Here is a 12422-nt window from a genome sequence, read left to right on the forward strand (position 1 = left end):
AGTATTTACTTTTAAAACAATGAATCCCGGGCTATATGTTTACCACTGCGCTACTGCACCTGTAGGGATGCACATAGCAAACGGGATGTACGGTCTTATCCTTGTAGAGCCAGAAGGAGGTTTGCCACCAGTAGATAAAGAATATTATATCATGCAGGGAGACTTTTATACTGAAGGTGAAAATGGCGAAAGAGGTTTACAGGCTTTTGATATGCAAAAGGCTATAGACGAAGATGCCGATTATGTGGTATTTAATGGTAGTACAAATTCTCTTACAGGAGAAAATGCAATTACCGCCGAGGTAGGAGAAACTGTGAGACTGTTTGTTGGAAATGGGGGACCTAACCTGGTATCATCTTTCCACGTAATAGGGGAAATATTTGACAAAGTACGTGTTGAAGGTGGTAGTATGGTAAATGAAAATGTACAAACCACCCTTGTACCTGCTTATGGTGCAGCTATTGTAGAGTTTAAAGTAGATGTACCAGGGAATCTGGTTCTCGTTGACCATTCCATCTTTAGAGCCTTTAATAAGGGAGCTCTTGGTATTCTTAAGATAGAAGGAAAAGAGAACAAGAAGATCTTTGGTGGTAAAATAGAAGAAAAAGTTTATCAGCCCGGTAAGAAATTACCAATTGATGGGGAGAGCGCAGATAAATCTTTAGAGATTGATTTGACTTCAGCTTCGGGAGGAGAAAAAATAGAAAAAGGTAAAGCAATCTATGCCTCCAGCTGTCTTGCCTGTCACCAGGCTACAGGTACAGGTATTCCTTCAGTATTTCCTCCGCTTGCAAATTCAGACTATCTCAATAAAGATGTTCATAAAGCTATAGGTGCTGTGAAATTTGGGCTTTCGGGAGAAATAACTGTAAATGGTGCAAAATATAATAGCGTTATGCCTCCTCAAAATTTAAGTGATGAAGATGTAGCCAACGTCTTAACATATATCTATAGTAACTGGGGCAACAACAAGACTGATGTTACATCACAAATGGTTAAACAGGTAAAATAAATTAAACCTTAAATTAAATTAAAATGAAAACTATATCCAGATTGGTAATTGCCATAGCACTAGCTATCCAGGGCACCGCGTATTGCCAATCTGGATCAATGGTGAAAATTAAAGGAGGGGAGTTTGTACCTCTTTACGGAACTCAATCAACAGAAAAAATAAACGATTTTCTTATGGACGTGTATCCCGTAACAAATGCCAGCTTCCTTGCGTTTGTTAAGACCAACACTCGCTGGAAAAAATCTGAGGTAAAACGACTTTTTGCAGATGAAAATTACCTTAGAGAATGGATAGATGATGAAACTCTTTCTTCTAATCTAAAACCTAATTCTCCGGTAACCAATGTTTCCTGGTACGCAGCCAAGAATTACTGTGAATGCCAGGGGAAAAGGTTACCAACCGTAGATGAATGGGAATATGCAGCCATGGCTAATAAAACAAAGCCTGATGCCCGGAAAGAAGCCAGTTATAACCAGTATATCCTGGGCTGGTATGAAACACCTAACACCTTTAATAAGGAGATTGGTTCCACCTTTAAAAACTATTGGGGAGTTTACGATCTCCACGGCCTGGTTTGGGAATGGACCATTGATTTTAATTCTGTAATGGTTTCCGGCGAAAGCCGTAAGGATTCTACAGGAGACAACAATTTATTTTGCGGGGCCGCTGCTGTGGGAGCGACAGATTTGATGAATTATGCCGCCTTTATGAGATATGCGTTTAGAGGTAGTGTTAAAGCAAATTATTCAATTAAAAACTTAGGCTTTAGGTGTGTAAAAGATATCTCCACTGAGGCTTTATAAAAACATTATCATGAAAAAACTCATTACAGTACTCGTATTAGGAATTTTTTTTAGCAGTTGCAATAAAACAGATGATGGCCTGGTAGAAAAGATCGCGGCTGAGAAAGTCGAAAATAAAACTGAAGTTTTAACGGCAGAAGTGCCGGAGTTATCAATTTACAATTTACCCTCTACATGGACAACACAGGATAGTAAGGATATTGAACTTGAGGACCTTCGGGGAAAAGTGCTGGTAATGGTCATGATCTACACTGAATGCAAGGCTGCCTGTCCCCGGCTTGTCGCCGATATGAGAAATATCGAAAATAAAATTCCTAAAGAAGATTTGGACAAGGTGAGATTTATAATGGTAAGTATAGACCCCGAAACAGATACCCCCGAACATCTAAAAGAGTTTTCAAAAGAAAATTTAATGGAAGAAAAGCATTGGATGTTCCTTAGAAGTACTCCGGAAGCAACAAGAGAATTTGCGGCAGTTCTGGCCGTGAGTTATAAGAGAATTTCTCCAATTGATTTTACACATTCAAATATAATAAGCGTTTTTGATACTGAAGGAGTTCTGGTTCATCAACAGGAAGGACTGGGAGTAGATAATAAAGAAACTATTGAGGCAATTCATAAGGAAATCATAAAGTAAAAAATTAGTCTTGATTTTGATATCCGACAAAGGTCGAAACTTCTTCTAGCGGAAGAGCCCGGCCTTTGTCGGTTTTTTACATTTATTAAGTAATGGGTTAAATTATTTGAATTTTGTGGGTTGGTCTCGTTTTTGCATAATTTTAAGAATTTTGACTATATTTAACTGAAGCAAAAACAGGATGCAGCCAACCCGGGAAACAGATAACAGTTTAGAAGAAGCCAGAATTGAAGCACTTCGTAAGTATGAAATCCTGGATACTCCACCCGATGGCTCTTTTGATCATATTACCCGGTTAGCTGCCCGCCTCTTAAACGTTCCTATTGCAATTGTTTCTCTTGTGGACACTGACAGGATCTGGTTTAAAAGCAGGTATGGAGTGGAAGTCCAGGAGATAGGGAGAGAACCTGGTTTATGTGCCTCGGCAATATTGACAGATGATTTCTATCTTGTAGAAGATGCAAAGAAAGATGTGCGCACCCTGGCAAATCCTTTGGTAGCCAGTGAATTTGGACTTCAATTTTACGCCGCCGCTCCTCTTAAAACCAGGGATGGGTTTAATCTTGGAACCTTATGTATAATAGATAAGAAACCCCGAAAGCTTTCATTTCAAGATCAAAAAACACTTACAGATCTTGCCGAGCTGGTGATACAGCAAATGGAATTAAGACTGGAAGCCAGGATCGCTGTTAAACATCAACACCAGATTTTAAACATTACTGCACACGACCTTAAAAATCCTTTGTCCATTATGCCTTTACTGGCAGATTTAATTATTCATAATAAGGAAAATCCAGCCGCTATTGATGATATAGCTCAACAAATTAAGAATGCTTAGGTAAACGAATGGCTAAAACTATAAATGATGTTCTGGAAGCCGCACGACAGGATACAGGCCGGGTTCAATTGCGACTAAAAGCTGTAGACATGGCTATTTTAGTAAAAGGGGTGGTTACCGCAAATCAGGCTCTTGCACATAATAAAGATCAGGTTATAAAGTTAGAATCGGTTAAGAAATCTCTCGTCTTTGGAGATCAACAAAGATTATCAGAAGTTGTTGATAATCTGATTAATAATGCCATAAAATATTCCCCACCTGGGAAAGAAATCCACGTGCATTTGAAAGAGACAAAAACAGCTGCTGTTGTTGAAGTTCTGGATTTTGGTCCCGGTTTAACAAAGGATGACCTTAAAAATCTTTTCCGAAAATTCACCTCATTAAGTGCGCAACCCACAGGAGGCGAAACTTCAAGCGGTTTGGGACTTTCTATAGTAAAACATCTTGTAGACGCCCATAGAGGGAAAATTGAGGTTACCAGTAAAGGTCCGGGAAAAGGAACTTCTTTTATTGTAGAAATTCCTAAATCAGAATCTTAAAAACTACTGGTCATTTTCAGCTTTTTCCTTCCTGCTTTGTAGGAAATAATTCGGGCTAACACCATATTTCTCTTTAAAGACTTTGGAAAAGTAGCTCCTGTTGTTCAAACCTATTAAGTTCACTATTTCTGAAATATTGTGCTCAGAATTGCTGAGGAGATCTTTAGCTGCATCAAGTTTTACCTGTTGCATATATTTGTTTACTGTTAGGTCAAACATATATTTAAAACCTTCCTGAAGTTTATTAATGTTTGTTCCCACTTCTTTGGCAAGAAACTCTACTGAATAATTTTTATCAAGATTATTAGTGATAAGTTCCTTTGCCTTATTGACCTTTTCAACATCAGACCGTCTTATGATTTGAGGTAACTTATCATCTCTCATATCATCCTCATACTGAAATATTTGAAGCACTAACATTTCCATTAACTTACCCTCCAGAAAAAGTGACCTTAGAAATCCTGTAAATTCTTTATCGTTTATTTGATCAACAATATCGGCCGCTTTTATACTGTAATTCCCCTGATAAAAAAATTTCTTTTCGGCAACAGAGTCTTCAAAAAGCTGTTTCATTTCGGGACGTAAACCATGAAAGTGGTGGTTGTTTCGATGACTAAAGATTGCACGAATGATCTCAATGCTTGTAACGTGAACTGTTTCCCCCGCTTTAAATTTCAGGATATGTCCATTATTTCCACTACTTGAAATTATTACATTTTGAAAGGTGTTAATCGTATTAACTTCGGGATCCTCTTCAAAAGACTGCTCCACTTTTCCTTCTGAACAAAAAATAAACTTGAGAGGATGAGTGTCATTTATAGTAAAAATTATTTCGGTATTTTTTAAGAAGGTACCTTTGTATTCAATAATTCCCATTCCCGAAACGAAGCTGGTTCCTCTTACAAAACCTGTTCCCAGGAATTCAGGTATTTCAATGGTTAATTCTCCACTGTCCTCGTGTATTTCAACCTGCCATTGCTTTGCAAGGTCTTTTATGATATCGTGAACGGGTAATGCCTTTACTGAAACTCTCATGAATAATTCGCTATTTTAGATCTATAGGTTTTCATACTTTGCAAACTTTGTTCCTGTTCAATTTTTCAAGTTAAACAAAATAGATTCTACCTCTTAAAAATTTGAAGATAATGTAGTTATTTATTTTAGCTTCTTACTAAAATTCTGTTATTTATTTAGATGCTAATTGTAGTACCTGCTCATAAACTTAAGGGGAATTATTAAGGGGAAATAAATTGGTAATTCTGTGACTTCTGGGTATTACGGCAATTTGAGTTTCGAGTTTAGGCCGGGAATTTTCAGTCCCCCAAAAGATTAGGAGCTCCCTTAAGAAAAAGATGAACTGGAATTCGTTCCAAAATTAAATTTTTCCGTTTCAGCTTCTTATTTTTCTTCCAATAAAATTAGTGCAAAGCGTTGCAAATACAATAATACTTATTGAACTAAGAGGCATTAAAATAGCAGCTATTATAGGAGATAACTGGCCTGTAACTGCAAAGTATAGACCAATAAAATTGTATAAAAATGATAAGACTATGCTTATTTTTATAACCTTGATTGAAGCCTTTGATGCCGTAATGAAGTGATGTAAATTTTTAAATTGTGAAGCATCCAGGATTGCATCACAGGCAGGGGAAAAAACGTTCACATTTTCAGAAACTGCAATACCTACATTACTTTGTGCCAGAGCACCCGCATCATTTAAACCATCTCCTACCATAATTGTAGTAAAGCCTTTTTCCTGCAAAGATTTTATATAATCAAGCTTATCTTCTGGCTTTTGATTAAAATGGAATTCAGTTCTATCTGGCAACAGACTGCTCAATTTTGCTTTTTCACCCTCATTATCTCCCGAGAGAATGCTAAGGTGATAGTTATCCTCAAAATCTTTGAATAGATTAGCCAGCCCTTCCCTGTATTCTGTATTAAAAATATACCTTCCCTTATATTCGTTATTGGAGCTAATATGAACAGAAGTTCCCCGGGCAGGAGCCAAAATATTACCAACAAATTCAGCCGAACCTACTTTAAGTACATTTTGATTGTGGGAAGCTTCCATTCCCTTTCCTATAGTTTCAGTATAACCATTTAGAGGTACAATATCATATTCTGCAAGCATAGAATATAAGGTACGGCTTAAGGGGTGGTTTGACCCCCGCAAAGTATTCTTCAGCAAAGCTTCTTCTTCTACTGTTAATTCTATTCCTTCATAATAGATTTTACTTTTCCTGTTAGATGTTATAGTGCTGATTTTGTCAAAAACAACTGCATTTGCCTTTGCAAGTTGCTCTACAACTCCTGCATTTTTTAAATAGAATTTTTTGTTCCCAAAGATGCGCAGGATATTTCCAAGGGTAAAAGGAGTAGACATTGCAAGTGCACAGGGGCAGGCGATTATTAGAACAGCAGTAAAAACATTAATTGCTACTGCCACGTTAATAAACATCCAAAAACCGCCCGCTGTAAAAGCTATCAACAATAAAATTACGGTGAAGTACTGGCTAATTTGATCAATAAGCCTGGTGACTTTTAATTCTTTATTTGTGTAGAAGACATCATTGCTCCACAGTTTGGTGAGATAGCTTTGAGATACACTTTTTAAAACCTCCATTTCAATAACTCCGTCCATTTGTTTTCCTCCCGCAAAAATCTTCTCTCCGGGATTTTTAGGAACAGCTTCAGCCTCACTTAGTGACAAAGCTGTAATCTATTCTTCCATTTCCGGTAAGAAGGAGACCGTCTACAGGAATGAGTTCTTCATTGCGAATTACCAGCCTGTCTCCTTTTTTTAGTTCGTTTACATGAACACTTTCTTCTTTCCCTTCAGAAGAAATCCTGGTAATTCCAATTGGAAAGTAAGATTTGTAATCTCTTTCAAATGATAAGAAATTGTAAGTCTTTTGCTGAAAAAGTTTGCCCAGGGTAAGGAAGAAGACCAAACCTAGAAGGCTATCGAAAAAACCTGTGCCCCAGTCAAATATTATTTCCAGCGTACTTCGCACGAAAAGCACAATTATTCCCAGAGCCAGGGGTACATCAATATTCAGCATTTTTGCCCTCAGTCCCTTATAAGCTGAGACAAAATAGTCCTGAGAAACATAGAACACCACGGGCAGCGAAAAGGTAAACATTAGCCAGCGAAAGAGGTTCTTGTATTTGTCCAGCCAGAATTCTGATACTTCAAAATACTCAGGGAATGACAGGAACATTACATTTCCAAAAGCAAATCCAGCAACGCCTAATTTATAAATAAGACTTCTGTTGATGTGCTTTTTCCCGCCTTCGGTATCATCAAGACTTATATAGGGCTCATAACCTATTGCTCCCAGGAATTTTACAAGCTCCTGTAGATTTATTTTTTCTGAATTATAAGTAATGCGTACTGTCTTCTTTGGAAAATCTACCTGGGAGGTATTAACTGCAGGTTTTAATTTATTAAGATTTTCCAGTACCCAAATGCAGGAGCTGCAGTGAATGTGGGGAATATATAAACTTATTATTTCAGTTTTTCCATCTCTGAATTCCAGGAGCCTTTCAACAATGGTGTCATTAGACAAATAATCATATTTGCCTTCACTCAGTTTGGGAGCAGCACCAGGGGAAGCCTGCATTTCATAGTAGGAAGAGAGATCGTGTGTAGAAAAAATTTCATAAACGGTCTTGCATCCTGAGCAGCAGAAAGATTTATCGTCAAATGAAATTTCTTCCTCGATTGGATCTCCACAGTGAAAACAATTTTTCCCATTCATAAATTAGCACTTTACTACAGGCAAAGATTGTTATTGAAGAATAGGTAAAAAATGATATTGATCAGGAATGAAAAAATGTTTGAGGCAAAAAATTTTAAAAAGATCTATTGTGAAAAAAGATCTTATTCTTTTTCAACAGGAAAGTCTTCGTACCAATCGTCGAATGTTTTATCTGTCTTATAATTATCTGTCAATACTTTATAGACGGTAAAAATAAGAAGAATTTGGCCTCCTACAGCTGTATAAAAGACCAGGTCAAAAGGCAAATTATAATGCACCATTACCGCCAGAGTAACAAGAACTATGGTCGTTAGGATTACATAAAAAACAGCATTTAATTTCATACCATTAATATATCAACTCCTTTGGGCATTAGGAGTTAAGGTAGCATAAAACCTTATTACCTTCAGAAAAATTTAACTTCAGGAATACTTTTTACCACCAATTTTTAAATTTCTGAAAAGTAATATACCAACTGAAACCGGAATAAGAGAACTCACCAGTGCCAAAATCAGGAAGTATTCAGTAAAAAACGGGAGAGATAGCCAGAGAGCGGTTCCTTTATAAAAAATTAATACTTCAGAAAGTATAAACCCTATAATATATATGGTAAAAGTACTTCTTGTCATTCTCAATAGCCGGAGGGAAATAAGGAAAGCAAAAAGTGTTATACTAATTAAACCAAGAAAAACAAGGTGCAGGTAACCTATAACAAAATCGGTAAAAAGAAAAGAAAGCTGTGCAAAATAAGGAATGGCTGAGATGAGCTGTAAAACTATTTTAAAGATGAGTATTATTCCTGCTATGTGCAACAAGTGCAGAGCAAAGGGTGAAAAAAGTGACCTTAATGCAAGCCTGTGAATTTTTAAAATATTGAAAAATTTCCAGAACGCCCACGCCTGAAATATAGCTCCTGCCGCTGCCAAAAGGTAAAAAACCACTGGCGGATCCACCCAAAGAACCGAAAGAAAAAAGCTAAGTACAATACCCGTATTTAAGAGAAGAAAAAATTTTTGGAAGCTTTCCCTTTTAATGGCAATCCCGCTTCTTTCCATTAGAAAAAATAATATACCGCAGAGTGCGAGAATAAACCAGCCATTATATTGAAAGTGCAAATAAAAATAAATTGATAACTTATACCAAATAGAGGTATTACCGAGGGTTGCCATTACTCCTCCAATCGCCCAGGGACCAATACTGGAAATTATTAGGTAAATAAGAGATGCCTTAATGCATTTCCAGGAGTAGGTTCTTTTGTGGTGAAGGGGAACTTTTTTAAAGAAAAACCAGGCTAGCCAGTAGGAAGCAATTAAAAATAAGGTGGAAAATGTAATAGAAAACAAAGCGTAACCCTGGAAAGGAAAGGAAAATAGCATCCCGAGTAAAGTAATGTTTGTAAACCAAAACAGTTTGCGATACGTTTTGGTATTTTCAGTCTCTGTAAGATACATTTTGTAGATTAGGCTTATCAAACCTATATAAACCCAGCCCAGCAGTGCTATATGAGAATGTGTATGAACTATATACCTGAAATTGGCAGGAATAGGAGTGACAAAAAAAAGCCTGAGAAAAATACCTAAAATTCCTACCAGGAGAAAATACCCGAGGGCAATATTTGTATGCTTTTTTAAATTAATCATTCCATAAAAATAGTAAAAGAGGTTGTAAGACCTAAGCAATTCCAGACAAATCATCAGGGATTACCAGTCTTACAACCTTTAACTGCATAAGTATATTCTAAAGCTTCTTATCTTCAGGTAGTTCTTTCTTCTGCTTTAAAGAGAAGACAAACCATACGAAAGCGAATAATCCAACAGCAAAAATGGTATCTCCAACAACACGTAACCATCTCAAGGTATTCATTAGAGGTTGTTGCATAAATTCAGCACTACGTGCATACCACATGCCTTCATTTACACTGGCAACTGTTTGAAGCAGTCCAATAGGAAGTACACTTATAAGGACCATAAGCACCAATCCAATATTTATAGACCAAAAGGAAAAACCAAGAAGTTTATCATTCCATACGTTAATACGGTAGAGGCTCCTAAGGACAAATAGCATCAACCCAATTCCCAACATTCCATATACCCCAAAAAGAGCAGTGTGGGCGTGAACAGCAGTTGTGTTAAGTCCCTGCATAAAGTAAAGAGCTATTGGAGGATTTATAATAAATCCAAAAATACCTGCTCCAAGGAAGTTCCAGAAAGCTACTGCCACCAGGCAATAAATTGGCCACTTGTAGTCTTTGAGCCATTGGGCAGCTTTGCTCAACTTATAGTTGTGATAAGCTTCAAACCCTATGAGTACCAGTGGTACTACTTCCAGGGCACTAAAGGTTGCACCTATGGCCATAATTGCAGTTGGTGTTCCACTAAAATAGAGGTGGTGAAAAGTTCCTAAAATTCCACCCGATAAGAAAATTACAGTAGCCAGAAGTACTCCAAGGGTTGCCGTTTTTGTTCGCAATAGGCCAAGTCTTACAAAGAGAAAAGCAGAAACAACTGTAGCAAAAACCTCAAAAAATCCTTCGACCCAAAGATGTACCACCCACCATCTCCAGTATTCGGCAATTGCGAGATTGGTTTGCCTACCCCACATCAATCCGGCTGCATAGAAAAGAGCAATTGCTGCCGAAGAGATAAGGAACATTATCAAGAGGTTCTTTTCTGAAGTTTTACTGCGTATTACAGGAAGGAGCGGCCTTACCATAAGAGCCAGCCAAAGGAATAATCCTACCAGCAGGAAAATTTGCCAGAAGCGACCCAAATCTACATATTCGTATCCCTGGTGTCCAAACCAGAAGTTCTCTGCCAGTCCAAGTTTTTGCATTACACCCATCCATTGTCCTGCCATAGAACCAAGAACAATTATTAGAATACATATGAAAAGGAAATTCACTCCAGTTTTTTGAAACTTGGGATCTTTTCCTGAAACTGCAGGAGCAATGTATAAACCTGTAGCCAGCCAGGCTGTAGCGATCCATAATATTCCCAGTTGAACGTGCCAGGTCCTTGAAATTGAATAAGGAAGTATTTCGGCTAAATCAAAACCGTAGAAAGCATCTCCTTCAACCCCATAATGAGCTGTAATTACTCCAAAAGTCACCTGGATGAGGATCAACAAACTTACAACCCAAAGGTATTTCTTTACGGCAACCATAGAAGGGGTGATGGTTTGTCTCATCAAAGGATCTTCAACAGGCATTTCAAGGTGTTCCTCCTCTTTCATTCTGGCGTGGTAGAATATCATAATTCCCACTCCCAGGAGTAAAAGGATGATACTAAAACCTGTCCAAATGAGCAGATCGCCTGTTGCCTTATTCGCAACAAGTTCTTCCGGAGGCCAGTTATGAGTGTAAGAAACATCACTTCCCGGCCGTTCTGTTACACAAGCCCAGGTAGCCCAAAAGAAGAAGCCACTCATTTGTCTCATCCTCACTTCATCCTTTATGGAATTAGGAGGAATGGCATAAGCTGCACGTAATTCGGCAAGTTCGGGGTTGTCCATAAACAGGCCTTCATAGTAATCTATGAGGTAATTGACAGCGCGTTCCCTTATTGGAGAAATTGTTATTATTCCGGTTTCTTCATCATAAGTATTTTCACGAAGCTCTTCCTGCAATCTTCTTTCCAAAGCGGCCTGGTTTTCACCACTCAAAGATTCATAGGAGGTGCCATGTTCATTTTGTGACCATTCATTTAAAATAAACAGGGATTCTCTGTGAAGCCAGTCGGCAGTCCAGTCTGGCGCTACATATGCACCATGGCCCCATATAGAACCTACTTCCTGGCCTCCCATACTTTGCCATACATTTTGACCATCTTTAATATCCTGGCCTTCAAATACAACAGTGCCTTGTGTAGTAATAACTCGTTCGGGTAGAGGTGGGGCTTTCTGGTAAATTTCAAATCCGTAATATCCAAGTACTGCAAAGGATATTGAGGTGACAAGAATAAAAGCTAACCAGAGTTTTCTTTCTTTACTCATATTTTAAAGCATTTAAATGGAGGCAAATTTCTGTGCCTCCCGGCTTGTTATTTAAATTAATTTTAATTAGAATTTGGCCCTTAATTCTTTTTCCATTTTTAATGTTTTAGGAAAAAGTATATTGTTTTCCAGGTGAACGTGTTGATGGAGGTCCTGCTCAAATTCATCGAGTTTGGCATAAAAAGCACGATAGGTATTACATGCTCCCTGTGGTGGAGTGTAATTATTGCTAAGGGTGGCAATTGTGCGTAAGATATCTCCTGCCTCTTCATGTTCTGCTTCCATCATTCTTATAGGATTGTCTACGGGACCAAAATGAGTTTCAGGAACCTCTGTACCTTCGGCTTCAGCTTTTACAAGCTTTTTTATGAAGGGAAATAGGATCAACTCTTCCTTCTTCATATGGGCACTTAACTCTCCTGCTACAGTAATAAGAAGATCCTGTATTTCCTGCAGTTCAGTATAGTGATGCCCGTGAACCTTCACAACTCTATCGGCATATTGAAGGAGCAGCGGTATATTTTCAGCTACATAAGTATGATGTACATTAATAATATGATCTGTAAGAAAATCCAGCTTCCAGCTATTGTAATTTGTGCTACGCTCACCGTTTTTAGCCAGGTTTAGAAGATCTTTTTCAAGGTCGGGAAAACTTACGTTGGCTTTTAAACAGGCTTTTTCAATAGTAATCCCTCCGCCACAGCAAAAGTCAATTCCATATTTTTTAAATACATGAGCCGCCTTAATGTTTTCTGTTACCAGGTCAGCTACTGTTTTTATTTGCAGATTATTCATAATATTACTTTTTAATAATTATTTCTGCGAACAAATTTCAGCCA

General features: G+C 37.7%; 10 protein-coding genes and 1 pseudogene. 5 read left to right on the plus strand and 6 right to left on the minus strand.

Annotation, left to right across the window (positions count from 1 at the left end):
* Positions 1–19: 19 nt before the first annotated feature.
* The 5 genes from LZ575_RS19280 (at position 20) to LZ575_RS19300 (ending at position 3829) form a co-directional block, all read left to right on the plus strand.
* Complete coding sequence (locus tag LZ575_RS19280) at positions 20–1012, plus strand: c-type cytochrome (protein WP_409187178.1); 993 nt, start codon at positions 20–22, stop codon at positions 1010–1012.
* 23 nt (positions 1013–1035) lie between these two features.
* Positions 1036–1815: a formylglycine-generating enzyme family protein gene (locus LZ575_RS19285; RefSeq protein ID WP_409187179.1), complete on the plus strand. Its 780-nt coding sequence runs from the start codon at positions 1036–1038 to the stop codon at positions 1813–1815.
* A gap of 10 nt (positions 1816–1825) precedes the next feature.
* On the plus strand, positions 1826–2452 hold the full coding sequence (locus LZ575_RS19290; protein ID WP_235326619.1) for an SCO family protein: 627 nt from the start codon (positions 1826–1828) through the stop codon (positions 2450–2452).
* Positions 2453–2633: 181 nt separating this feature from the next.
* Positions 2634–3290 carry a GAF domain-containing protein gene (locus LZ575_RS19295; protein WP_235326621.1) on the plus strand — a complete coding sequence of 219 codons (657 nt, stop codon included), beginning with the start codon at positions 2634–2636 and terminating at the stop codon, positions 3288–3290.
* A gap of 8 nt (positions 3291–3298) precedes the next feature.
* Entirely contained in the window at positions 3299–3829 is a 531-nt protein-coding gene (locus LZ575_RS19300; protein ID WP_235326623.1) for a cell wall metabolism sensor histidine kinase WalK, read from the plus strand.
* A 3-nt stretch (positions 3830–3832) separates the two neighbouring features.
* On the opposite strand, the gene LZ575_RS19305 is transcribed toward LZ575_RS19300, so the two are convergent.
* The 6 genes and pseudogenes from LZ575_RS19305 to ric all read right to left on the minus strand — a co-directional run bounded on the left by LZ575_RS19305 (position 3833) and on the right by ric (position 12378).
* A complete protein-coding gene (locus LZ575_RS19305; RefSeq protein ID WP_235326625.1) occupies positions 3833–4864 on the minus strand; it encodes an AraC family transcriptional regulator in 1032 nt (343 codons plus the stop codon).
* 355 nt (positions 4865–5219) lie between these two features.
* Positions 5220–7593: pseudogene (locus tag LZ575_RS19310) on the minus strand (heavy metal translocating P-type ATPase).
* A 122-nt stretch (positions 7594–7715) separates the two neighbouring features.
* Positions 7716–7937 (minus strand): hypothetical protein, encoded by a 222-nt coding sequence (locus LZ575_RS19315; protein ID WP_235326626.1) that lies wholly within the window; start codon positions 7935–7937, stop codon positions 7716–7718.
* 78 nt (positions 7938–8015) lie between these two features.
* The gene (locus LZ575_RS19320; protein WP_235326628.1) at positions 8016–9233 is read right to left on the minus strand and encodes a hypothetical protein; all 1218 of its coding nucleotides are present in this window, start codon (positions 9231–9233) and stop codon (positions 8016–8018) included.
* Positions 9234–9330: 97 nt separating this feature from the next.
* The gene (locus LZ575_RS19325; RefSeq protein WP_235326630.1) at positions 9331–11583 is read right to left on the minus strand and encodes a nitric-oxide reductase large subunit; all 2253 of its coding nucleotides are present in this window, start codon (positions 11581–11583) and stop codon (positions 9331–9333) included.
* Positions 11584–11649: 66 nt separating this feature from the next.
* The gene (gene ric / locus LZ575_RS19330; RefSeq protein WP_235326632.1) at positions 11650–12378 is read right to left on the minus strand and encodes an iron-sulfur cluster repair di-iron protein; all 729 of its coding nucleotides are present in this window, start codon (positions 12376–12378) and stop codon (positions 11650–11652) included.
* Positions 12379–12422: the final 44 nt, after the last annotated feature.

The sequence above is a fragment of the Antarcticibacterium sp. 1MA-6-2 genome, assembly GCF_021535135.1.
In the GTDB taxonomy this organism is placed as follows: domain Bacteria; phylum Bacteroidota; class Bacteroidia; order Flavobacteriales; family Flavobacteriaceae; genus Gillisia.